General features: G+C 44.6%; 21 protein-coding genes. 6 read left to right on the top strand and 15 right to left on the bottom strand.

Features of this window, described 5'->3' with window-relative positions; genetic code table 11:
- Positions 1-52 precede the first annotated feature (52 nt).
- Entirely contained in the window at positions 53-916 is an 864-nt protein-coding gene (locus tag RS891_RS15440) for an AraC family transcriptional regulator (RefSeq protein ID WP_113054744.1), read from the top strand.
- A gap of 24 nt (positions 917-940) precedes the next feature.
- On the opposite strand, the gene RS891_RS15435 is transcribed toward RS891_RS15440, so the two are convergent.
- A complete protein-coding gene (locus RS891_RS15435) occupies positions 941-2326 on the bottom strand; it encodes an MFS transporter (RefSeq protein ID WP_315795998.1) in 1386 nt (461 codons plus the stop codon).
- Positions 2327-2437: 111 nt separating this feature from the next.
- Here RS891_RS15435 and RS891_RS15430 point away from each other — a divergent pair, with 111 nt between their 5' ends.
- Entirely contained in the window at positions 2438-3328 is an 891-nt protein-coding gene (locus RS891_RS15430) for a LysR family transcriptional regulator (protein ID WP_315795997.1), read from the top strand.
- A 68-nt stretch (positions 3329-3396) separates the two neighbouring features.
- Here the strand turns inward: RS891_RS15430 and RS891_RS15425 are convergent, their stop codons facing one another.
- Both RS891_RS15425 and RS891_RS15420 read right to left on the bottom strand, forming a co-directional pair.
- Complete coding sequence (locus RS891_RS15425; protein ID WP_113054747.1) at positions 3397-3768, bottom strand: iron chaperone; 372 nt, start codon at positions 3766-3768, stop codon at positions 3397-3399.
- Positions 3769-3954: 186 nt separating this feature from the next.
- Entirely contained in the window at positions 3955-4815 is an 861-nt protein-coding gene (locus RS891_RS15420; protein WP_315795995.1) for a DMT family transporter, read from the bottom strand.
- A 187-nt stretch (positions 4816-5002) separates the two neighbouring features.
- On the opposite strand from RS891_RS15420, the gene RS891_RS15415 reads away from it, so the two are divergent.
- Positions 5003-6379 (top strand): aminotransferase-like domain-containing protein, encoded by a 1377-nt coding sequence (locus tag RS891_RS15415; RefSeq protein ID WP_315795993.1) that lies wholly within the window; start codon positions 5003-5005, stop codon positions 6377-6379.
- Between the two features lie 179 nt (positions 6380-6558).
- Here RS891_RS15415 and RS891_RS15410 read toward each other — a convergent pair whose 3' ends face one another.
- The 3 genes from RS891_RS15410 to RS891_RS15400 form a co-directional block, all read right to left on the bottom strand.
- Positions 6559-7590 carry an ABC transporter substrate-binding protein gene (locus tag RS891_RS15410; protein WP_315795991.1) on the bottom strand — a complete coding sequence of 344 codons (1032 nt, stop codon included), beginning with the start codon at positions 7588-7590 and terminating at the stop codon, positions 6559-6561.
- A 179-nt stretch (positions 7591-7769) separates the two neighbouring features.
- On the bottom strand, positions 7770-8363 hold the full coding sequence (locus RS891_RS15405; RefSeq protein ID WP_113054751.1) for a YdeI/OmpD-associated family protein: 594 nt from the start codon (positions 8361-8363) through the stop codon (positions 7770-7772).
- Positions 8364-8554: 191 nt separating this feature from the next.
- Entirely contained in the window at positions 8555-9181 is a 627-nt protein-coding gene (locus RS891_RS15400) for a hypothetical protein (protein WP_113054752.1), read from the bottom strand.
- Positions 9182-9417: 236 nt separating this feature from the next.
- On the opposite strand from RS891_RS15400, the gene RS891_RS15395 reads away from it, so the two are divergent.
- Positions 9418-9792 (top strand): BlaI/MecI/CopY family transcriptional regulator, encoded by a 375-nt coding sequence (locus tag RS891_RS15395; protein WP_113054753.1) that lies wholly within the window; start codon positions 9418-9420, stop codon positions 9790-9792.
- A gap of 9 nt (positions 9793-9801) precedes the next feature.
- Positions 9802-11217: a M56 family metallopeptidase gene (locus RS891_RS15390; protein WP_315795985.1), complete on the top strand. Its 1416-nt coding sequence runs from the start codon at positions 9802-9804 to the stop codon at positions 11215-11217.
- 270 nt (positions 11218-11487) lie between these two features.
- Here RS891_RS15390 and RS891_RS15385 read toward each other — a convergent pair whose 3' ends face one another.
- From RS891_RS15385 to RS891_RS15370, 4 genes are all read right to left on the bottom strand, one after another.
- Complete coding sequence (locus RS891_RS15385; protein WP_315795984.1) at positions 11488-13536, bottom strand: glycoside hydrolase family 16 protein; 2049 nt, start codon at positions 13534-13536, stop codon at positions 11488-11490.
- Positions 13537-13694: 158 nt separating this feature from the next.
- Positions 13695-15266: a response regulator gene (locus RS891_RS15380; protein WP_315795982.1), complete on the bottom strand. Its 1572-nt coding sequence runs from the start codon at positions 15264-15266 to the stop codon at positions 13695-13697.
- Between the two features lie 2 nt (positions 15267-15268).
- Positions 15269-17104 carry a sensor histidine kinase gene (locus RS891_RS15375; protein WP_315795980.1) on the bottom strand — a complete coding sequence of 612 codons (1836 nt, stop codon included), beginning with the start codon at positions 17102-17104 and terminating at the stop codon, positions 15269-15271.
- A gap of 74 nt (positions 17105-17178) precedes the next feature.
- A complete protein-coding gene (locus RS891_RS15370) occupies positions 17179-18840 on the bottom strand; it encodes an extracellular solute-binding protein (RefSeq protein WP_315795978.1) in 1662 nt (553 codons plus the stop codon).
- A gap of 270 nt (positions 18841-19110) precedes the next feature.
- Between RS891_RS15370 and RS891_RS15365 the strand changes: the two genes are divergently transcribed.
- Entirely contained in the window at positions 19111-19614 is a 504-nt protein-coding gene (locus RS891_RS15365; protein ID WP_315795976.1) for a hypothetical protein, read from the top strand.
- A gap of 216 nt (positions 19615-19830) precedes the next feature.
- On the opposite strand, the gene RS891_RS15360 is transcribed toward RS891_RS15365, so the two are convergent.
- Genes RS891_RS15360 through RS891_RS15340 form a run of 5 tightly spaced genes read right to left on the bottom strand, consistent with a single transcriptional unit; the run spans position 19831 to position 25482 of the window.
- Complete coding sequence (locus RS891_RS15360; protein ID WP_315795974.1) at positions 19831-21378, bottom strand: choice-of-anchor Q domain-containing protein; 1548 nt, start codon at positions 21376-21378, stop codon at positions 19831-19833.
- A gap of 49 nt (positions 21379-21427) precedes the next feature.
- The gene (locus tag RS891_RS15355; RefSeq protein WP_315795973.1) at positions 21428-22384 is read right to left on the bottom strand and encodes a carbohydrate kinase family protein; all 957 of its coding nucleotides are present in this window, start codon (positions 22382-22384) and stop codon (positions 21428-21430) included.
- Positions 22381-23682 carry an alpha-galactosidase gene (melA, locus tag RS891_RS15350; RefSeq protein ID WP_315795971.1) on the bottom strand — a complete coding sequence of 434 codons (1302 nt, stop codon included), beginning with the start codon at positions 23680-23682 and terminating at the stop codon, positions 22381-22383. Before melA ends, RS891_RS15355 begins: the two co-directional genes overlap by 4 nt.
- An 18-nt stretch (positions 23683-23700) precedes the next feature.
- Complete coding sequence (locus RS891_RS15345) at positions 23701-24525, bottom strand: carbohydrate ABC transporter permease (protein WP_315795970.1); 825 nt, start codon at positions 24523-24525, stop codon at positions 23701-23703.
- A 21-nt stretch (positions 24526-24546) separates the two neighbouring features.
- On the bottom strand, positions 24547-25482 hold the full coding sequence (locus tag RS891_RS15340) for a carbohydrate ABC transporter permease (RefSeq protein WP_113054763.1): 936 nt from the start codon (positions 25480-25482) through the stop codon (positions 24547-24549).
- Between the last annotated feature and the right edge of the window lie 14 nt (positions 25483-25496).

Below are 25496 nucleotides of genomic sequence, written 5' to 3'. Positions count from 1 at the left end.
GAATTGAACTTATTTCTATAAAATTTAACACTAATAGGGAGGGTTATCTGTTTTGAATGGAGAAGGAATCATAGAGCTTAAAGTCCCCCAACTCCCCTATTATTTAGGAGCAGGACGTTCAGAATATGAAATTGGAGATCATCATCCGAACCGAAAAAAGCTTGGTATCTACGATGTACTGATTGTGGTCAAGGGAGAGTTATATATAGGAGAGAATGATCAGCAATGGACCTTGGAAAAAGGAGATTCACTAATCCTGCTGCCAGAAGGAGAACACTATTCGGTCAGGCCGTGTACACAGAAAACGGTGTTTTACTGGCTGCATTTCGAGCATGTTGAAAGATATGAAAGTTTGCTCACCTCTTCTATCCATGAACCGGAGTTGCAAGACTCCTCCAGACCGTTTGGCAACCCTTATACATTAAGGCTTCCTAAGCATTCAAAATTAGCCAATCCACAAGCGGTTTTCAACCTTCTGGAGCAATTGTTGACACTTGAAATGGAAAGCTCCTTTTGGCAGGAGCAGCGCTTGCTAGGTGAATTGCTGTCCATGCTGGAAGAAGGTAGCTTGCGGGTGATGGATTCCGTGCAGACACGATTAGCAGAACAAGCAGCAATATATATTCAACAGAATTACAAGACAAAGGTCACAAATGAAACCTTGGCCGCAGCTCTCCATTTTCATCCCAACTATGTTATCCGTTGCATGAAAATGAAGTATGGTAAAACACCGATTGAGTATTTAAATGAGCTTCGTTTAGAACGTGCAAAGCGATTACTGGTTACTACAGACTGGTTAATCGACCGCATTGCGGAAGAAGTGGGTTTTCGTTATGCACCCTACTTCTCGTCTTGTTTCAAACGGTATATCGGGTTGTCTCCGCTTCAATTTCGAAAGCAATATATGACTACGTAAAAATGTGAATCATGTGGTTTGTCACTATATCGCTTGTGCTTCGGATGATTTATGGCGTCGTAAGGTCATCATGATTAAAGATGCAGCTAATACCGACAGGATGATTCCGAGCGTTTGAAATCCGATAAAACTGAAAGTGTTTCCCATGACAATGCCAATCAACAACGACGACAAAATGGTCCCCAGATATCTCGATGTATTAAAAATGCCTGATGCGACCCCGATCATATCTTTGGGTGTGCTCGTAAACAAAGCCGCCTGCATCCCGACACTGTTCAGCCCGTTACTTATGCCGAATATAGCTAAGGGCAAGATGACACTCACCACGGGTGAATTTTTATCCAATGCCACTATCAAGATGGAACCGAACGTCATTAACACCGCTGAAACGATCAAAGCTGGCCGCGTACCTGATTTGTCAATCCAGCGTCCGGCGAGTGGAGAACTAATGAGTGAACATAAACCGAGGGTTAGCATCATTAGTCCTGTATGAACTTCGTTCAGATGGCGTACCTGCTGCAAATAAGACGGCACACCAAAGAACAGCGCGTAAAACAACGTGTTAACCAGCATAAATTGTACATTCACCCAGGTCATTTCGGGATATTTGGCAAATACCCTCAGCGGGATAAAAGGAGACGGTGTTTTCAATTCATGTCGTATAAAACTTGCTAATGCAATCAAACCGATTCCCCCTGCCATAAGGTGCCATGATGAAAAATGTCCGGTTGATTTAACGGAAAGCACGCTCATTAGCAGAGTCACCAAAGCGACAGTGAACAAGAGTATGCCTGGCGCATCAATCAGCAGGAACCATTTTCTGATGGACAAGTCACCATAGTTGGATTTAAGTGCCCCTTCTTTGGGAATGGTTTTCCAGGCGAATATAAAGCTTGCAATCACCAATGGAATATTCACAAGAAAAATACTTTGCCAGTCCCACCAATGAATCAATACACCGCCAATAAAAGGGCCTACCGCGGCTGCACCAGACAGGAACATCGCAAGGATAGACAGGGCAGCTGCCTGTTTCTCAGTAACGTGGATTCTTACAATCGCCATCCCGACGGCTACCATCATGCTTGTGCCAACAGATTGAATGATCCGGAATACGATGAGCCAAGAAAAGTTTGGTGATAACGGAGCTAACATGGAGGAAACGAAGACAACAACCAGACCGATAAGGAATATCTGTCTTCGGCCAAACAGATCACTGCATTTTCCCATGACGGGTTGAGCCACTGCACTTGCAATGTAAAAGGAAAAAATAATCCATGAAACGGCTGTAACATCAAGTGAAAACTCCTGTTGTAGTCTTGCAATTGCTATAGAGATCATGGAGGAATTGAGCGGATTCAGCATGATTCCCAAACCCACAGATATCATTAACCATATATTTCGAGCGTTCATTACGTATATCCCCCCTTCTTCTGTTGTCATCTTAATGGAATCCCGTTATTTATTCCAACGCATTTTATGTTATGATTTGATGAACCAAAAGGAATAAGAGAGTGGTGCGAAATGGAACTTCTTCAGCTACGCTATTTTCTAACGTTAGCCCGATGTGAACATGTTACGGAAGCTGCGGGCAAGCTGCATGTCACTCAATCCTCACTGAGCAAAACGATACAACGTTTGGAGGATGACTTGGGTGCACCGTTATTTGATCGATTGGGCAGAAAGCTGCGATTAAATGAATTCGGAAGAACATTCCTTCGACGGACAGAAAAAGCACTATTCGAATTGGAACAGGGAAAACAGGAAATTGCTGATCTCTCCAACCCGGATCACGGTACACTTAACTTGGCAGTCACTACAGCAAGCACATTACCAGGAATCTTGCGGGAATTCCGAAAAAATAAGCCGAATGTTCAGTTTCATGTACAAATGGTTACTTTGGAAGAGATGTCCACCCTTCTCCACCGCGGTGAAATTGATTTTTGCTTATCATCCCCTCCGATCCATGGGGATGATATTGAATGTCAGATACTGTTCGAGGACCCCATTGTAGTCGCTGTGCCTCTCGGTCATCGATATGCGGATCGAAGCAGCATCACTTTAGAAGAGCTTAAGGATGAATGGTTTGTGGGGGTGAAAAAAGGATATGGTATTCGTGATCTGGTGGACTCCAAATGCCAATCCGTCGGGTTTGTACCGAAGTATGTTTATGAAGGAGATGAACCTGCAAGATTAACTGCACTTGTGGAAGCGGAGATTGGGCTTGCATTCAAACCCAATACAGCAGGAAACCCGCAGGAACGCATTGTATATCTTCAAATTGAGGATCAGAGCCTCGTGCGGGAAATTGCTTTATTGTCGCATAGAGACAGATATATCTCGAATGCAGCTATCGCGTTTCGCAGCGTAGTTATAGATTACTTTGGTGCAATGTCCAACTCAATGGATGAATGAGCATTATAAAGACCCCGCTCACCGACGTAAGTGAGAGCGAGGTCTTTTGTTGTAGGATATTCGCATGCCTATTTCCGCCAAAAGGTTGAACAGTCTGCCTTTTCTGTGATGTTAAAGTCAATTATTCTTTCCAGTAATGAAAAATCAACCGGCCCATCCCACCGGATGCGCACCAACTCTTTCGTATGATCATAACCAGCTTTCGCAATTTCATCGGAAAAATGATTGATCCCTGCCTTTTCAGGCGCCATAGCCAAATGATGTTTGGATACACTAAATCCAATAATAAATGTGCCATGATCGGTAAACATGGGCTGATTCCACGCTATTTTAGGTACTAAATTGGGGTACTTGTTGATAATCCACTCTAATACTTCTTCCGTACGATCCCGATGTCCCAGGTTATCAATTCGTGCCAGATATTCTGCAAAAACGTCCATATTATCTTCTCCTAACCAGAATTTAATTCGCATACTTCATCTCATATTATCATGAAAATGAAATTGAAAAACCCTTTGGTACAGATTCGCCAAAGGGTTGGAAGAATATACGGATTATGACTCTATACAAGTCTCAGAAGTAACGATATTTAGCATAACATATCAGCATATGAATAGGCTCTGAATTCATGCGAAACGTTTGGCAATTGCCACACATAACACGACACCGATATTTACTGCAAACATGGACCAGCCAATGGACTCATGGAGAACGAGCGCCGAAAGCACTAATCCGAAGAACGGTTGAAGAAGCTGCAGTTGTCCTACCGCAGCTATCCCGCCTTGGGCCAGGCCACGGTACCAGAACACAAAACCAATAAGCATGCTGAAGAGGGAAACGTAGCCAAGACTTAACCATGAAGAACCATGAATATCCGACCATGAAGCAGGCATGTAATAAACTGAAAGCAAAACCATAAAGGGAAGCGATAACACAAGTGCCCAAGAGATTACTTGCCAGCCTCCTAATCTCCGTGATAGTCGTGCCCCTTCCGCATAACCGTAACCACATACGATGATCGAGGCAAGCATAAGCGTATCACCAATAGGCGACGATGTTGCTCCTTCTGTCAGCGCAAAGCCCACAACAAGACTGCTGCCCAGAACTGACAAGATCCAAAAAGCAGCTCTTGGACGCTCACCGCCCCGCAGCACCCCAAATATAGCTGTTGAAAGTGGTAACAGGCCGAGATAGAGGATTGCATGTGCAGATGTTACATACTGAAGAGCTATGGCTGTAAGCAGCGGAAAACCAACTACTACACATAATGCTACTACGAATAAAGGAAAGATATCACCTCGCACTGGACGCTGTTGTCGGAATAGCAGCAACAGAATTCCAGCCAACACCCCAGCAATAGCCGCTCGACATACAGTGAGGAACACCGGATCAAAGTCTATTACTGCTAATCGTGTTGCGGGAAGTGACCCACTGAAAATAAGTACGCCCAGAAAACCATTGATCCAACCGTTACTCTTTTGATTCATCCAATCCACTCCATATGATCCTAATTAACTGTACAGTTTAGAAATAATGCAAAAAAATCAATTCATAAGTGCACTTTTATGATTGATTTGTATTATATTAGATACAAATCATCTCGTACATTGAATATTTATCGATCTGTATGGGTACAGATTAGAACAGGTCATTTATAAAGTTAGGAGCATAGGAATGGGCAATAAAAAAGAATCTATTGTTGAACTGATTCGTTCTGAGATTGTTGATGGTTTGATTGGACCCGGTCAGAAACTGCCTTCCATCCGTAAGCAAAGTGAACGATTTGGTTGTAGTCTTAATACCATTATTGGAGTATATCAAGAGCTTGAAGATCAATATCTTATATATTCACGCCCAAAGAGTGGTTATTTTGTCGTAGCCAAGGAAGCCCTTCTCCCGTTGTTGGAAACAAAACGAATCGATTTTGCATCTGCTGCTCCAGATTCATCTTCGATTCCTCAAGCTGAATTTCGTCAATGTATGAATAAAGCTCTGGAACTATTTGAATCGTCCATATTCACTTATGCAGACCCGCAGGGGCTGCTGTCTCTTAGGCAACAGCTCATAAAGCTTTTTCAAAGACAACAGGTGTTCCCTTCGTCGGAGCAGGTGTTTATCTATTCAGGTGCTCAACAGGCATTACATCTGTTAGCTGGCATGCCTTTCCCTAACGGCAAATCTAACATTCTGGTTGAACAGCCGACGTATTGGGGCATGCTTGCAGCACTTAAGACACAGAACCAAACCGTCATTGGTATCGAGAGAACTCATGAAGGAATTGACTGGGTGACCTTGGAGCGGCATTTTCAGAGTAATATGATCAAATTTTTTTATACAATCCCCCGTTTCCATAATCCTTTAGGAACTTCATATACGGAGAAAGAAAAGCAGCGGCTGGCTGAACTTGCCAAGGCCTATGATGTTTACATCGTTGAAGATGACTATCTAGCAGATCTTGAAACTAACAGTAAAGCTGATCCAATCCACGCATATCATGGTGCCAGCCATGTCATTTACCTCAGAAGTTTCTCCAAAGTGCTGTTGCCTGGATTAAGGATTGCTGCTGCCGTTATACCCGATTCGCTAATTCCATTAATGCAATGGCACAAACATGCAGCTGATTTAAGCACCTCAGTATTGTCCCAAGGTTTTCTTGAAATTTATATGAAGTCGGGTATGTATGATCATCATGCCAAACAGATGAAAGCCTTGTACCATGAGCGCATTAGGTATCTAAAGGAAGCTTCACAGCGATTACTTCCCAAGGAGTGCTTATATACTGTTCAATCTTGTGGAGGACTCTTCGCAACGATACGCCTTTCCGATTCCATTAACATAGAAGATTTAATCAAACGGTTGGAGAATTGTGGCGTTGACGTTCTGGCCACTGATAATCAGTTTCTCTCATCGTTTCGCAAGCTGAACTTGTTACGTCTTAGTATCGTTCGTACCGACGAAAAAGCGATTGAAGAGGGAATCGGCATCATTGCAGAGGAATTAAATCATATGCGTTTCACAAGCAACCCTCCCAAGCCATTTTTCCGGTTGTAAAATACAATCGATACACGTACATCTGAATTGGAACGGGATATGCTAATTTAGATTATCAAGCAGGTTTTGAAGTAATTACTGCGACGAGTGATTGAACACGAGTCAGCAAATCAAAACAAGTATAATTTGAAGAGGTCCGTGCTAAAGTGCACGGACCTCTTCAAACATTTAACCATGGACTACTTCACCGAAAGCAGACTGTCCGAGATAAACGTCAGCTGACCTTCAAGCGATACAGGGTCGTTGTATGTATCAGAGGTCGGATCAAGCTGGAACACATGGCCCTCTTTGACTGCAGTTAGGTTTTTCCACACCGTATTATCGTAAACAATCTTGGGATCGGTTGTATCCCCTGACCACGGGCTAGTGAAGATGATGTCGCCTGCATATTCAGGTAATACTTCCATCGAGATTGAGGCCCAGCCTGTACCACTGTCAATGGCCTCTGTCTGAGCCCTCATAGGTGCCTTGAGGCCAAATTCGTCATACAGTATTTCACCACCACGACCGTAATTATGACCAAATACAAATAATCCCTTGGCGTATGGATTCAAAATGGAGACTGTACGATCACCCACAGCAGCAAGTACTTTCGGTTTCAGCTCAGTGATCTTCGCTTCCCATTGTGTGAGCCAGTCTTTTGCTTCGGCTTCTCTATTGGTCAGTTTCCCCATCTCCAACATGAGATCCTTGAAATTACGCTTACCATATTGTAACTGTACTACTGGTGCAATCTGCGACAACTTGTCGAGGCCCTCCGTACCTGTGTATGCGATAATCAGATCAGGCTTTAGGCTGATCAATTGCTCGGCTGTTGGCTGCTCTCCTAGATCTGTTGTCCCCTCACTTTTGAGCTGAGCCTTGATGTACTTGTTGTTTATTGCACCTGATAAGGCTCCGACGACTGGAGCATCGAGTGCAACAAAGTACCCTGTTGAAAATGCGGTCAAATCGATAATCCGTTTCGGCTCCACAGGTACTTCCACTTCACCTGCATCCGATTGATATGTAACGGTCTCTCCTTCAGTACCTGTTGTGGTATCGGCATCAGAAGCAGAAGTTGAGTCGATTGATGATCCCGTGTCCGCAGCTCCGGTTGTGTTTATAGTCTCCGTTGTATTGCTTGATGTTACGGACTGACCACATGCACTCAGTACGAGCAATACAATCAATGCGGACATTATCCATATCGAATTTCTTCGTTTCAGCAAAATAAACCCACCTCTTCAAATGATATTGATAATCGTTATCAACGATACCATGCGATAAGACATTTGACAAGATGATTTCAAATTCGACAAAAGACAAACAAAAAAGCACCTACGAAGGCAGGTGCTTTGACGCATATAAATTAATTTCAAAACAGACTGCTTCCCTGGTCATTAACGGTTTAATCATTTAATCCTTTTCCATCCAGAATTTGCTGTGTAGATTTCTCAACCCTGGAGACGCGGGTTTTGGATTGCTTGGGTTGGGAAAAATAAAAAAGGTATGCCCGCTGACGTCCAGGCGTTAATCCATCAAATGCCGTTTTCAAAGCAGGGTTTTCATCCAGTTTAGCCTGAAACTCTTCTGGAACAACATATTCTGTATTCTTTTTGAGTTCCACTTTCAATCCTGCCTTTTCAACCTCAGTGGCTTCAAGAACGTACTCTTTCAGAATGTTTTCCATATCAACGATTTGTTGAAGGTTGGTGAACCGGATCTGGCGAGCTGCTTGTACATTTTCTGTTTGTTGGATTAGAATACCTTGCTTATCCTTTAACAAGGCTCCTTTATGGAAAAGAAGCGCACAATACTCCTTAAATCCATGAATGATAACGATGTTTTTATTCTCCAACGTGTAACAAGGATGCATCCACTTAAAGTCTTCGGTCAGCCCGCAGGAAAGAACGATCTCTCTTAGCTTCTCCGATTCTTCCTTCCACTTCTTTGCTTTGTTTAAATATTCATCCACCTTGGGATTTGTTTTATTAGCTGTCATCAGGGACCATCCTTCATCATGCTAGTCATATTATTGAGATTGTAATTGAATTTTATTAAATGCTTCTCTCTACATATGATTGCCAAGAAAAAGCCTTTAATTTCATTTCATACCATGTAGTGTCGCTTTAATATTATGATACCTTTTGGCGTCGGGTCAACCCATATTAAAGAAACCAAGGAGAGAAACCCCTAGGATTTTGCATATTGTAAAATTGCCGTCGCTGCTTGGATGCGAAGGTCCTCTTTTTCGCTTTGCAATGCGTTTTTTAGAACATTGAGCGCTTCTTGAATTGTGCCTTCATCTACTCTAACTGAAGAATATTTATCTTCTTCAGTGGTTGCAGAGGTGATCGAAACCCATGGCTCCAGTTGAGCCCGGGAAATTGGATGTTCGAACTTTGCAATAATTGAGTAATGACTTACAAGTTCAAGTACTTTGTCGTTTAACTCTGCTAAGGGAATGCGTCCCAGCCAGGTAACACCTCGTCGGTGGCATATGTATTCCTCTCCGGTTCCGTTGGAATCATCGTAAAAATAATCTCCCATATCCCCAACATATGCCCACTCATCATCGTTTATCAAGACATAGTCCCCATCCTGCATGATGTAGACAAAAGTATGGAGCGTATCCAGGACATCACTAAGCTCCGTCTTTCCTATCCTGTAGCGTTGAACTAATTGCTCTGTCCATTCTGCAGCAGGCTCGTTCTCCAAATCTCCTGTCGCTGGCCAACCAATGCCGATAAAGTTATTCTCAAGGAACAATGCGGTCCAATCAATCTCTTGCAGTGTAGATTGTATGTGAAATAGATTCATGTGGTTCCTCCCCCATAGTGATTTCAGGATTTAAGACTAAGTATATACTCCAGACATTCGTCTCTGCATTAAAATCAATCAAAGATTGAACATACTGCTAGTAGAACCTGACTCTGATTTTGCAGTATTCATTCAACACTTGACTATCTACTACACGTTGTAGTAACTTGTATGTACTACGTAGTGTAGTAATAACCTTCGATATGGACGCATAACGAAGTTAAGGAGTGTTCACCGTGAACCATCTTCAAAAATTATCGGATACTGAAATGGAACTGATGGAAGTGATCTGGGAGTGTGAGCCACCAGTCACCTCCACCGAACTGCTGAACATGTTTTCCCAAAGGGGTAAGGCATGGAAGGCGCAAACAATTTCCACCTTTCTCTCTCGGCTGGTAGACAAAGGGGCCCTTACAGCGACAAGGGATGGACGGACCAACAAATATGTGCCTCGTATTTCGCCCGAAGACTACAAGCTATTGGAGACACAGCAAGTTCTGGATGGATTATATCAAGGCTCTGTAAAAAATATGATTTCAGCTTTGTATGATGGCGACAAGCTCTCGGATAAAGACATTGCAGAGCTGAGACAATGGTTTTCAGAAAAGTAGGTGTAGTCTATGAATACCATTCTTGTATTACTGTCTACGCTGACCGTTGCCGGAAGTGTCGTTGTCGCTTTCATTCTGTCTTTGCGGCTTGCCCCCTTTCAAGTCATTCCTGCAAAATGGCGTTTTGGAATTGGGAAAATGGCTTTAGGTTTGTATCTATTGCCTATCTTTCTGGTATTTCATTGGATTTTTTCGTTGTTTACATCCCGTACTACTGTAAATGAGTCACCCTTAACTGTTCAACACGTGTTACCTGTACCATTCAATCCGGCTCCTACCATACAGGTACAGACTATTTCACCAAACATAGCTTTCACTTTAATATGCTTGTGGGTGATCGGAGCCATAGTTTTTGCAGCATGGCAAACCTATTGTTATCACAGGTTTCTCAAGACATTAAAACTGACGCGAACCATCGTTCCGAAGACCAGTGAGGTTGCTATGCTGCTCCCTGCAATTAAGGAGAATCTGAGTCTCAAGGACGAGGTTCGGCTTGCTTACAGCCCTCTGGTTCGCAGTCCTTTTCTAGTTGGATTGATGAAACCTACTATTTATCTGCCTATGAAGAATTCTGCAAACGTGGATATCGGTATGGTGTTCCATCATGAACTGATTCACCTGAAAAGGAAAGATCTATGGATCAAGGCCTTCATATTAGTAGCCCGTTCACTGCATTGGTTCAATCCATTAGTTCATATGCTTTCCAAAGATATTCATACGTGGAGCGAACTGTCCTGCGATGAAGAAGTCGTAAAGGGAATGTCCTTTGCGGATCGTAAACGCTATGGGGAAACCATCTTGAACGTAGTGGCAGGGTCAAGGAATTTACCCATACAATTCTGCTCCTCTTTATCAGGGGACGGCAAACAATTAAAAAGGAGATTAACTTTTATGCTGAACGTAAAGAATGCGAACAAGAAAACCTTTATTATAGCGATATCGACGCTTTTCGTCGTTGCTACAATTAGTACAGTGACAACGGCTTGGGCTTCGAGCAATACTCCGAGGGTGGTTGCAAGTGACGAAACATCCGCTGTAACGCGTCCATCGGAGCAAGCGGCTGTTCGCGAAGAAGTTCCTGCAGTAACTCGTCCATCAGCTCGTGAAGAATCTCCTGTGGTAGCACGCCCATCAGCTCAAGCGACACCTCGTGATGAAGTTTCGGTTGTAACACGTTCAGATGACCAAGTGGTAGCTCCTGTAGTAACACAACCATCAGCTCAAGCGGCAGTTCACGAAGAAGCGACTGTAGTAGCACGTCCATCGGCACAAGCAGTTGTTAGTGAAGAAGCTCCTGAGGTAAGACCTTCGGCAGCTCAAGCCACAGTTCGTGAAGAAGCAGCTGGGGTAACACGCCCAACATTACAATCGGCAGTTCGTGAAGAGCCCTCTGTAGTGCCAGCTCAAGAAGCTTCCCGTCATTAAAAGCTTTTTACATGAAATCACAAAATATATAGGCAAGATATAAAGACTCCAAGAAGCAGCCTTTGTTCAATTGTTGAACCAAGGCTGCTTCATTATTGTAGAGAAGAGGCATTTCGTTTGAGCCTAACCGTCAACCTTCTTGAACAACAAAGACCAACAACATTTTGTTGTTGGTCTTCCCTGTCTTTATTCTCCGTTCAACTTGCCTCATCACCCGTAACTATGGTGAATGGCCTCGACACGACCCCAATCGCGGAAACGGCTGTTTTATTACTGTTCTTTATACACACGTACATAATCCACTTGCATGGTCGCTGGGATATCGGACGCGTTCGGAGTACGGCCTCCGTCGAAGTTTCCGCCGATTGCCAAGTTCATAATGAGGTAGAACGGCTCATCGAAAGGAGCGTTCGGATTGTTCGGTGCAGCTGTAGAATACCACTGCTGGTTAGTCACTTTATAGAAAAACTTGCCGTCGACATACCATTTAATGTTGTCCTCTTCCCAGACAACCGAGTACACATGATAATCATTGGCAAAAGTTTGCCCTTCAGGGAAGTGATAATCGCCACCTGAAGACTGGTTCACGGGCCATTGTCCACCAAAATGTATGGTACCGCTTACAGACCCTGGAAGACGTCCTCTCGCTTCCATAACATCAATTTCACCTGATGCAGCCCATGTGCCGTATACTGAATCTTTTGGAAGCATCCACAGTGCTGGCCAAACGCCATCCCCTGTAGGAAGCTTGGCACGAAAATCTACTCTACCGTACTTCAGGGAAAGTTTATCCTTGGTGTTAATCTTACCTGAAGAATACTGTGCATAGCGATTCGGATCCTGCGGGAAAGATTTGCTATCATTCATGGCTTTGATATGCAGCTTTCCGTCCTGTACATATACATTTTGGGTGCTGTTCGTGTAGTGCTGCAGCTCTGCATTACCCCATCCCCAAGTAGCAGGATCGTTATTGAGATAATATCCTGTTTCATAGTTCCATTTACTGGTATCCAGCGTAGTTCCGTTAAATTCATCCTGCCAGATGAGATTCATGCCCGCGATAGCCGGGTCGGTTGGTGTTCCGATCGCGATATCCTCTTGATCGGATACATCCGGACGTGGAGCATTAGGATTGCCGATGAAGGTATAGTTGACGAAGTTATTGCCAATATTTCCACCCGCCTGCCCGTTCAACGGATATCCGATACGGATTTGCATATTTTCCTGGATTGGCTGGAACCAAAGTCCATAGATGTAATCGGCCCAGTAACCCCACTGGTTGGCATCAGACATATTGTTGTAGCCATTTGCCGAGTATGCAAACTTGCTCTGACTGGAGTTACTCAAATCCACCCATTGCCCATTGATGTTAATTTGGTATACAAAGTTGCCCAGTTCCTTGGCGATTGGCGCACCCCCATCAATTTTGGGAAGTGGAATTCCAATGGAACCATTCGCATCTGCTGTGAAGGTTGTTCCTTCGTATGGCGTAATGACATATGAATTTCTTGTAGGTTCATTAAACGTAATGGTATAAACAAGGTTAGCCGAGGAAGTCTTTGATTCCAATTTGACGTTGATCGACTCCGTTACGTTAAACCAGTAACCTCCTCCACCGTCGGTGAATTGGCCAAAGTTGTGATCATAAATCCAGCCGCTGGCTGCATTATTGTCAATATCAATCCATGTGCTGCTATTTACAGGTTTTACATACACCTTCAAATCATCCGCTACGGCTTCATAGGTTACCGCAGAATCATTGTTGAAAGTTGGATATGTAAAGCCTGCACCGCCTGTGAAACTTGCTGTAATTTGCGGCCCTTGTGTCGGATTCATGGCTGTGATGGTTGTTTTGTTAATGTTTTGGAATACAAGTTGATATTCAAGCTTAACGCCATTCGCTTTGGAGTACAGTTGAATTTCGGTTGTTGCAGAAAGGGTGAACCAATAACCATTGAAACCACCATCGCTCCAGTGCCCCCAGTTTTGGTTATAGATATAACCTCCGGCTTGATCTATATCAACCCAGTTGTTACCCACTTTCACATTAACACCCACGTCACTGTAGACATCGTTCCACGTGGCGGAGCCCCCATTGAACTTAGGCATAACAAATCCGTAGCTGGCTTTGCCAACCCCAGATTTTGAAATAACAGGTCCATCTGCTGGTGAGAAGTACTCCATTGAGGTAACTGTCGTTCCAGCTGCCTGAACTTTCGATGTTGGCAGCACGCCAACACTAGCTAGCATCACAACCACTAGGAACAAGCCAAGTACCTTTTTCATAAACCGTTTCCCCGTAAAGTGAGATGGTTTCATAATTGCCCTCCTTTGATAAGATAATAGTTTCTCCCAATCTATGCGTTTAAAGGTAATCGCTTACATCGGGGAACATCTTTATTCTATCGAATAGGATAATCTGCTGAAAAGGTACAATTATTTTTGTTATATCCCATTTTTTTGGGTTTTGATTCAATTTATATATTTGTACTGTGGTATTGCACTTCACGTTCTACCTTTTGACGCATCATTTGTCGATACTCTGTGGGTTGAATTTCCATCGCTAGGCGGAACGCTCGCGTAAAGCTTTTGTAACTTTCATAGCCTACCATAGCAGCAACTTCAACAATCTTATGATCGGTTTCGGCTAGGAGACGCCGCGCTTTATCCATACGTACATCTCTCAGGTATTCTGCAAATCCTTTACCAATATTCTTCTTGAACAGATTTGAGAAATAGGCATAATTAAGCGACACATGATTGGATACCATCGCGAGGTCCAGCGGCTTATGATAGCTTTCGTGTATAAAACGGATGGCTTCGTTTAGATCCTGAGAATTGCGATAACTCTGTTTATATTCAAAATAGAACTGATTCAATCGAAGCAGCTGCTGTTGCAGCGCTTGAATATAATCGCGCATCCCCGGATAATCAAAGAGATTACGCAAAGATTCAAGATCCAGCGCTTCTTCACCCATGTAGGGACGAATAACTCGTTCGTATTCCTCCATCATCTGCACTGTGGCGCCGCAGAGTTGTTGGGTATAGCGAATATGATAGCGTTGCAGTACATTTTTGTTAAATATTGCTGAAATGCCCTGAGCAATTCTACCACTATCGTCGGTCCCAACAGACTGGAACAGTTCATAAAGCTCTTCATAAGGGAGTTGCCACTGCTGCTCCATATGCTCAATAGTTGCTGGCAGGATGATATATTGATCTGGAAACAGATAACTATGATGGAATAACTCATGTACTTGTGTATAGCTACCGGGCAACATCTTTAATCCTTGCTGCGGGTCAGTCATAACGGTTATGGCATCGATCATCCCTTCCTTGAGCGCCGCTGGTAAAGCCTCCGGATCTATCGATGAATCCACTGCGAGAATCAGATACGGGCTGTGTTGCAGGCAAACGCAACCTTGTCTACCGAACACATCATAAGCAATAGCTTCCATGCTATGGACACTGCTGGAACCCGGCTGATTGATCCAACATTTCTCTCGCAGCAAACATAAGCGATAATTGTGCCAAAGTGCAGGATGTTGTTCCTGGATTTGGAGGATCCAGGCCTCATCGTTTAACGCTCCGTGCATAAACATTCTTAATTCTTTGCGATCTGTCTCTTGGGCGAGACGGGAGACATGCTGTATGTTGTCCGCAAGAGCCTGCCGTGTCTGAATTTCTTGCCAAACATGCTCTAGTGAAGTTAGCAGATCCCCTCGCTTCAGAGGTTTTAACAAGTATCCCTTTGCCCCTAGTTCGATGGCCTTCTGAGCATATGTAAAATCACTATAACCGCTAATAATGAGGTATTCCACCTCGATACGCTCATCTTTGGACTGTGCCATCAGTGCCAGCCCGTCCATGTCTGGCATCATAATATCAGTAATAACGATGTGAATGTTATGCTGGCGCAAAAAGATTAGCGCCTCCATCCCGCTTGCAGCACAGTAAATGTTGTTCAGCTCCAGAGGAAATTGATGCAGCATCGCCTGCAGACCGTCACGTATGTGCTTTTGATCGTCCACAACCAGAATATTGATCACTCCTACCACCCTCCAAGATTTACATTTTCCCAAGGCAAACGTATCGTTACACAGGTATAAGCGCCCTGAACACTATCAATCCAAAGACCGCAATCCTCGCCATAATGAAGCTGCAGCCGCTTATTCACATTTTCCAAACCAAGTCCGTTCTTGCTGGTAACAATCGGCGAATCCGAGTCTCCCCGCAGTGCCGCTTGCAGTCGAAGTAACATCTCCCGGTCTACCCCCTCTCCATCATCTTGTATGTTAATGAGCAAGCGGTCATTCTCCACTGATACGGTGATCTGAATACACACACTACCGCCTGATGGTGCAGCGTGATGCACTGCGTTTTCAACGATAGGCTGCATACACATTTTAGGAATCGCATAGCGGAGCACCTTCAGCGGAAGATCTGATGTCAATTTGATGCTGCCGCCTTCCATCAAATTAATAAATTGAATGTAACTTTGAATGTTGGCAAGTTCCTCACGAAGCGCAACCGTATCGCTGCGCCACTGCATGCTGTAACGAAGTTGTGAACCTAATGATACCAATGAATTTGCAATAGCAGGTTGTCGTTGAACCTCCGCGAGCATTCGAATAGATTCCAGTGCGTTATACAAAAAATGAGAGTTGATCTGCGAATGCAGTGAATGCAGCTGTGCGTTTTTGGCGATCAATTGCTTATCCACGACCTGTGTCATCAGACGTTTGACCTCATGTAACATTTTATTGTAGCTCACAGCCACTTCATCAATCTCATCCCCTCTTTCGTTCTCATCAAGACCGGTATCAATCGTTGCATCCAGTTCTCCTTTTCGCACTTGACGCATTGAAGCCAATACGCTGTCCAGCCGTCGGAAAATGCGCCGAGTTGTATGTGATACGAGCAGCATGATAAGCAGCAGAACACATAATGTAATCGTTACCACAAATGCATACCAGCTGCGTGGCCCCTTCATCAATGCCTGATGGGAGGCGATATCAACCACATAAGTGTTTAGCGGAGCGATGTAACGGTATAGTGCATAGTAGCTCTGATCTCCAACCTTAATCTTAACTGGACTTTCCTGTGGCAGTACATCCAACTGGCGATGAATACCGCCAAGAATTTCATCCAGTCCCTCTCCGGCTTTTCGAGAAAACTCATGCTGGGAATTATAAACATATTGGGGAGAATCGCTTTCGTTCATTAAAACAGAAAAGAAATCCCCCTTGCTCTCCTGGAGCAGGTCGCTGAAAAACATACTGTGTGGAACGCGAATTTCCATAATACTAGGTCGTTTTTTCTCCTGACCCTGAAGGCGAACCAGCCGGTAGTATGATAGCGTATGTTCACCATCCTTAAAAGAAAATAAGCGGTAAGCAGCCCCACCTTCATCCCGAAGCTTAGCCCAGTAATCCTGCGGCCAAAATTTCTGATAATGATAGATTTCAGGCCAGATTTCATACAAGTTCGGGTTATCGACGTAAAAGCTGAGCTCACTGATCATTGCATTGCTTTGAATGATATTTTGCATTTGCTCAAATTGGTTTTGCTTAAATTTCACCAGTCGTAGTCCATCCACAAGCATATTGGAATGAATAAAATCAACAAATGATTTTTGAGTGAGTGCCGTGTTGGAAGCGTTCTCAATGATATCCATTCTGCTGCGCAATTGTTCGTTTAACCATGAAACGTGGCTATTACCTGCTGCCATAGCGTCCTTATATAGCTGAGTTTCCTGCATGCGAATATATAAGAAGGATACTAAAATAACAGGTATGGCAATCATCAGGCTAAACGCCAAAAACAGCTTTTGGGATATACGGGCATTGCGGTAAAGTTTCCTCAATCTAGTCAGTAGGTAATTCACTCTGAACTCCTCACCACCTTTGTTATACCATATATTACAAGTTGGCCGATAGAGAGCGCGGATGTTAGGAATGATTATTCAGCCATCTTGGCTTTTCTCGCTTCCAGCTCGGTCTGACGGTATTCCATTACCTGATTAAAACCGTAATTTACTCGGCGGGCCAAGAAATTTTCGAAAATTTTATCAAATGCAGCTTCATCTTTGGCAGTGATCAGTTCTGGCAGAACTTCTTCCCAATTCTGAGAAATACGCGACCAGGATAAGGCTATATCGGAATCTCCAACAGGATCTATTCCCTTATAGATGCCGCTGTCCAGATCCGCTTGTTTGTTCGCGAACTCCTCCATTTGCTTAACGGATGGCACTTTTTCTGGTCTCCACTGATTAACGAAGGCAGGGTTACGCAGCATCCAGTAGGTATCCATGATACCGTATTCCTTTTCCAGCCGCTCCCTATCTGTGTCAAGCAATTGGACCATATCGGCCGTCAACTTCGGTTTGCCATCCCTCATCGCCCATGTTTCGCCTTCTTTGCCCAAAAATACATCCTTTTGTCCTTCTTCGCTGGCTAAATAGGTCAAAAATCGGATGGCTCGCTCAGGATTCTTGGTGGATTTGTTGATCATCGTAACCATCCAACCGTCCATGTTGCCAGGAAACAGTCTGGCGGGATCACCGTGACTGTTTTGCGGTCCATCTACAGCGATGTAGTACGAATTCGGATATGCACCCGCAGCCAGGATCGGATTAATAGCCACCATACCAGTCCACTCGCGAATCATCATAAAATAACGGGCATTACTGGTTTTTTCCTCTACCTGAGCATTCGAATCCACCAGAAAATCCACATTAATCAGGCCACGCTCATAAGCTGTGCGGAACGTTTTCAGCCAGATGATATAGTCCGGGTCGGTCATACGGTCGTTAAATTTACCGTCCTTTTCATGCGGGATAGCCAGCAGGTTTTGCAGATATTCGGTCATTCCATAAGAGACATTCCCCTGAGCAAAGAAGGGACTGATGAGCTGTCCTTTGTACACAGAATACTGATCTTTCAACAATTGCAGTGCATTCAGAAAGCCTTCCGGAGTGCTCAAATCCGGTCTCCCCATAGCCTCATACAGATCTTTTCGCACTAAGAAAGTTTGGTTCGCAGCCGTCAAACCGGTAGCCTGCATCAGGCTGGGGCTGTATGAATCATTTGGAATGCCATATGTATTGCCATTTTCTTGACGATACCACTTCAATGCACCGTCCCCTGCGACCTTGAAAAAGTAAGGATCGTATTTCTCCGCCAGTTCATTTAAAGCATATACCTGTCCGCCTTCCCACAACTTATTAATCGCACTTTCCCATGAGCCTATTGTCATCAAATCCGGCAGCTTACCAGAGGTCATCATGAGCGCAATTTGTTCACTGGTTTCACCGGAGGGCACTTCGAATTTGATGTTAACACCCGTTTTCTCTGTTACAACCTTGGAGGTCATACTTTTACCCCATGTGTGACCATACCAGTTCGCGCCGACAAACCAGGTCAAATCCACAGGCGTGTTATCAAGCTTCCATGCGGGTTGATCTGGGTTCGCCTTGTATTCAACGGGCTGTTGTAAAGGGTGAGCAGGCTGTAGAGGTGGCAGATTCTCATTTTGCTCTGATCGGGAACATGCAGCCAAAACTAGCATTAAGATTAAGCTCCAACAAATGACCATGCAGTGCTTGAGGGAGCCGAGTTTCATTCCATCCCCTCCTTTCTTTGCTACAGTTGTGAATTAACCTTATCATTAATCATGCTATAACCGATTTTACTATCCTTGGCTCGAAATGGAAATGCCGCTCCCTACCTAAATAGAAGATGAATTATTCTGTTTTCTTGGACGTGACGTATTCAGACTACAAAATTGAAAGCAGTGGTTGGCGGTCATGGAAAACAACAATGGTAGAATAATGCAACTATCCAGTTAATAGAAACGTAATAAAATTATCTATTCTGATATCGAGGTGATTACATGAAATTTGTAAGTAAGTTGCTGTTCCTATGCATGATACCTCTTTTATTATCTGCCTGCTTCCAAAACGCGGAAAGTAATCAACCAACCAATATTTCGGATCTAAGTCCTCCAGTTGAAATTTCACTTGAAGAAGCGGAAGCAAACATCCCTTTTGAAATCAAACAACCGTCTGTTCCTTTCCAAGTTACTCAAGAATCAGCAAGGATTCTTGAGACCAATGGTAAATTTGATGCAGTTGAAATTACGTATGCAAATACCGACGAAGGATTGACCCTGATAACAATGATTACAAACTCAAAGGCTGATACGCTACCGAATGGGACAAAAGGTCTAAAATTAACTAACGGTTCGCAAACATGGGACCAAGGGGACGAACATGTAAATGCCATCTATTGGAGAAACGAGGGTTTAACTTACTCTCTTATTTCAGGAAAAAATAACAATATTGAACCGTTATACGATTACCAAACATTGATTGACATAGCAAATACAATAAAATGATTTTTATAAGCTAAATCGTTGAGGTAACAGGACACGATCGTTTAATTAACTGCCTTTTAGTGAAAAATCAGTTTTTATTTAGTTTTTATTTTAGTTTTTAAAACATTAATTAAGATGTAACATAGCCTTATATTTAATTAAAACAAAGGTAGCTGATCACTCAGCTACCTTTGTCGGTTTGTCCTTGGGAAGAATCTTCCCATTCGTTTATAAGTGTCACTCGTAAGCGCCGATATTCACAGCAGCTCCCTGTACTCTTGGTTTCCCCTCAATGTCCAATGTTCCGATAATTGCATTGTCCGTGTTCCCCGCATCAATCGCTGGAGATGTAGATTGAAGATGGAAATCGTATCCCGAAGCATTCACAAATTTGGGATCGATGAACAAGGAATGCGCGTCATTGCCAGTTCCCGTTTTATATGCGGAGAATCCTGTATAATCTTTATTTTTCCAGGTCCAGCTCGCTCCATTGCTTCCGGCAGGGGCGAAATAGAGATTATAATCCACAACGTTTCCGGAATTCTTGGTATATTCATTGTAGATCAATACATCGGTAGAGCTTGCTACGAAAATGTTGTTCTTAATTACGTTGTTTTGTGTGTCGTATTGGACGTAAAGCTGGCCGCTGCCATCGCCAAGCGTATCATTTTTGTACACGGTATTGTTAACTATCTTACAGTTTACTGTGGAGCCGCGTTTAGTATCATACCCGCCCATCGCGATGCCGGTGAGTCGGTTGTTGTAGACTGCGTTACTGCGTACTGTAATATTGCTGGTAGATTTACCGGCATGCTCTGACGCAATCTCGATACCGATATCATTGTTGTAGCTGTAGTTCTGTTCAATAATACTATCCTTGCCACCATCGACATAAATGCCATCGGCCGCATTACTGTTATTCGGAAGTGACTTCCCATACGAAGGATTATTGTTGGAAGTGATATTGTAGACTCTGTTGCCCTTCACGAGTCCGTTCCGCACCTGATCGTAAGCCGTATTCGGCGCTTTCCCCTCAAAACCGATGAGATCAATGCCAATGTTGTCGTTATCGTGAATGACATTATTCGTCACCGCGAAGGTGTCCACGTTCCCGTTGAGAACCAGCGATTCGCTGGAGCCGAGCACAAGATTATACAGTTCATTACCATTAATCGTAATATCGTGAATGGATTCAGGTGCTTTTGTGCCGTATACGGCGATCCCATGTGCGTCACGGCCAAGCAGATCACTACCAGTTGGAGTGGCCGTGTTTTTGATATCATGGACTTTGTTGCCAGACAAATTGATAAAGCTGCCTGATCCGTGAACATAAATGCCTACGGGCATGACGTCCTTGGTAGCTGTAGTATAATTGCGAATTTCAAATCCTTGAAGAGTAACGTAATTCACATCGGTCAGGTCAATCAACCCTTCAATCCCGCTAACCGAAAGTCCTGTGCCGTCAATAATTGGAGTCTCCGTGCCATCGTTAGTGAATACAATCGGTCCCTGTGAAGCGGAGCCTGAGCGAGTGATCTTCAACTTCTGGTTGTACACACCGCCACGAACATGCACTGTACTGCCGGCAGGAACAGCATCCGCTGCGTGTTGAAGTGTCTTCCATGGCGCGCTGCTCGTTCCAGCATTGGAGTCATTTCCGTTTGTCGCTACGTAGTAATCTGTGCCTGCTGCGGCAGCAGAGGAGGACCATTCAATGCCTGAAACCAGTCCTATTCCTACCGCCATGCTTAATCCCACCAACAATGTTTTACCGAATTTCAACATATCCTCAACTCCCTTTGATCAAATTGGATGTATAGCGTAAAACCAGGATTTATTGTTCATGCTTTGCTTGCAAAAGAAGGACTGCCTCCACCGTCGGCAAGCTTCCTGTGCCACCAATGCCAAGTGTGGATAGAGCCCCACATGCATTGGCAAATCGCAGCAGTTCATCGCTTCGCATCCCAAGCAAGTATCCGTATATGATTCCTGCGTTGAAACAATCTCCTGCTCCTGTCGTATCGACGGGGGTCAAAGTGTAAGATCTGGCCGATATTTTACTTTCGTCCAGTTCGCGTAGCGTAGCCCCTTTTGACCCTTGTTTGACCGCTACAATTCCTGCCACAGCAGGAAGCATGGAATCAAGCACATGGGTTACCCCATCGGCAGGGAAAATGTGCAGCAGTTCATCCTCGCTGGGAATAAACAAATCAGTCACCGTCAGTAGTGCACTTATGCCCTCACGGTCCCATTGATTGGATACATCCCAACCGGTATCAAAAGATGTGCTGATTCCATCTGCCCGCAATCTTGTAAAGAGTTCTCGCCAATGAGGTCTCATTCCATCCTGCAAATAATAGGAACCAAAATGAAGATGTGTGGCCTGCTGCAACAGGGACTCCGGGATATAATCCGGTGTTAACAAAGGGATACTGCCAGCGTAAGTTAACAATCCGCGGTCATCGGGTGTGGAGAGCGACAGAGTTACACCTGTCTTGATGCCAGATAATCGGGTTACATGCTCTGTATTTACGCCCATACGCTGCAGCTCAGCTATACAGAATTTTCCGAAATCGTCATCTCCCACTACGCTTACGAATCTCACATCCGCTCCCAGGCTTGCCAGCGCACAGGCCGTAATTGCTGATGAGGAACCAAGTACTATTTCGAAGCCATCAACCATTTTCTCCCGATTCCATTCCGGCATGACATCCGTTCCCGATACAATAACATCTACATTTAGCTCGCCAGCGATGACAACAACGGGACTTGTTTGCTGTCTCTGCATCATTTCAATACCGGAACAAAGCCCCGTTCCGCCTCATACAGTTCATCGAACATACTTCCGATCTCCTCCAGGGAGCATACGGCAGCAGTTAGCGGGTCCAGCATCAGTGCATGGCGAGCCATTTCCATGTCACTCCACCGCACAGCTTCCACAGCCAGGTCAAAAAAAGCCATGTTCGAGCGGCACAATGCGGCCAAATGCTCGGGCAGTCTTCCAAAGCGACAAGGCTGAACGCCTTTCCCATCAACGAGACAGGCCACTTCCACCACACCATCAGCCTGCAAATTTTCAATCAATCCCCGGTTAGGAACGTTACCATAAATGACCTTCGGCTCATTCTTCAATACTGCTTCAATGATCATGGCTGCATATTCATTACTGGATTTCAGCTCAAGCGGTGCCGTTCCCTCAAGCTGTGAAACGATCTGCTCATCATTCTCTCTCCGCCAGATCGGCCAGTTGTCAGCGTAGAATCCCGTGGCTCCGTTATAACCTGAGTTACAGTGCTGGTCGATCAGCGATTGGCGTTTACGGTAATACGGGATATACTCCGAGAAATGACCGCTCGATTCCGAGACGAAAGCACCCAGGTATTTCATCGCATCAAAGCGGACCGGGTCCTGCCGCAGCAGCTCAGGAGTTTGAATTTTCTCTAACAGAACCGGATACAAATCCCTTCCGGCATGGGACAGCTCCACAAACCAGGACATGTGGTTAATGCCGCCGGCTTTCCATGACATCTCTTCATATGGAACTCCGGCATATTCGGCCAGTTGAGCCGACGTGTTCTGGATGGAGTGGCATAGTCCCACTACCGGAATATCCGTAATGCGGGAAGTCAGGAGTGTAACCGCAGACATCGGGTTGGTATAGTTTAGAATGATGCAATCTGGGCAGAGTACTTCAATGTCCCGTACGATTTCCATCCAGCTGGGAAGGGTACGGAGTGTTTTGAACAATCCTCCGGGTCCCAGCGTATCGCCAATGCACTGCTTTACCCCGTATTTCAATGGAATTTCATATTCATAACGAACCGTCTCCAGCCCGCCTACTTCAATTTGGTTAATCACGAACTGTGAACCGCCGATAACCTCTCTGCGATCCGTAGAGGCAATCACCTCCCACGTCTTACCTGTCCGTTCCACGATCTGAAGCACCAGCCTGCGTGCCAACTCAAGCCGCCGCTCGTCGATATCAACCAGGGCAATCGTGCCACCCTCCAAACCTTCAATCAGCAGAATATCCATAGCGATTTCTCCTGTGAATGCACTGCCTGCTCCAATAATTGAGATTTTAGTCATAACTCTTCTCCTCACCCGTTATTTCATGCCCGTCATAGCTAGGCCTTTAATAAATTGCTTCTGGAAGATCAGGAACATTATAATAACCGGTATTGTAATCAGTACTGCAGCTGACATAACGACGTTGTAATTGACCTGGTGCGTTCCGTTAAAATAGACCAATGCCAGCGGAACGGTCATCTTGCTCTCATCATTCAATACAATCAGTGGCCACAGGTAATTATTCCAGGAGTTCATAAACGTGAATATTCCCAGCGCTGACAACATCGGCAATATAAGCGGCATAACGATGCGAAGCATCAGTCTGAATTCCCCTGAACCGTCCATTCTTGCTGCCTCGAGCAGCTCCTGTGGAATCTCTTCTATGAATTGTTTAGCCAGAAATACGCCGTAGGAGCTGACGAGATTGGGTAAAATAATTGCCAGCAAATGGTTAACCAATCCAAGCTCAGCCGTGATCAAATACGTGGGAATCATAATAACCTGAAAGGGAATCATCATGGTTGCCAGGATTAGAATAAACAGCAGTTTCTTGCCTTTAAACTGATGTTTGGCAAAGACATATCCGGCTAAAGCGCTAGTAAACAAGGTGACCACCGTTATGATGACAGAAGTCACAAGACTATTCAGCAACCATGTGACAAACGGCGCCTCGCTAAAAACCGTTCGGTATCCGTCCAGACTGGGCTTACTTGGAAAAAAACCGCCGGAACCCGAGACGATGTCCATGTTACTTTTCAGTGATGACAGCACCATCCAGACATAAGGCAAAAGCATAACACAAGCTATAATTGTAAGTACTGCGATAGTAAACCCTTCCCACAGGCTGATTTTACGCGGCATCTACTTTTTCTCCCTTCTCTCTCAATGTTCCCATTGCGTGCGTCCCCATCGAAGTTGCAGCAGGGTCACAAGCAGGATGATCATTAGAAACACGGTTGCCATAGCCGATGCGTACCCCATATTGGAGCTGGAGAAGGCCTGTTCATAGATTTGCAGGGACAGCACTCGTGTTTCGTTAAAGGGTCCGCCCTTGGTCATAATCTGAAATTGTGGGAAGGCCTGAAAATAGGAAACAACTGTCGTGATGGAAACAAACAGCAGCGTTCTGCGCAGCAGTGGCAGTGTGATGTGAAGAAAGACATGCCAGCGGCCCGCCCCCTCCAGCGTTGCTGCTTCATAGTACATATCCGGAATGGAATCGAGACCGGCAATGAAAAGAACGATATTATAGCCGATATCAGCCCACAAGGTCATCATAATAACGGAATAGAGCGCATAATGTGGATCACTGAGCCACTGGATCGGGGCCATATTCACCTTGGCGAGAATCATGTTGAACAAGCCGTCATTGTAATTGAACATGGTATTCCATACGATAGCCGTTCCCGCCAGCGGAGCGATCGTGGGAAGAAAGAAGACAGTTCGAAAGCCATTTTTAAGCCAAGGGATGCGGACTCGCTGAATCGCTGAAGCAATCAAAAGCGTAATAACAATGTTGATCAATACGGCGATAAATACAAATTTGAAGGTTACCCACAGTGACTTCAGAAAGATGGAATCCTGGAACATGCGAATATAGTTTTCCGCCCCCACAAATATCGCGTTTGAGCTGAGCGGGTCATACTTGAATGCGGACAAGCCCAGGCTCCATGCGATGGGAAGGAAGGCAAACACCCCGAACAGAAGCAAGATCGGTACGAGTGAGATGATGATGAACCTTCGTTTTGCCCTGTAAGCTGTTGACTTTACCGCTGGGTTAACCTTGTCCGCCTTATTGGTTGATATAGCAGTACTCATGCCCCAGCACCCCT

This window comes from Paenibacillus sp. BIC5C1 (assembly GCF_032399705.1).
Classification (GTDB): domain Bacteria; phylum Bacillota; class Bacilli; order Paenibacillales; family Paenibacillaceae; genus Paenibacillus; species Paenibacillus taichungensis_A.
This window is presented reverse-complemented; position numbering and strand designations above follow the sequence as displayed.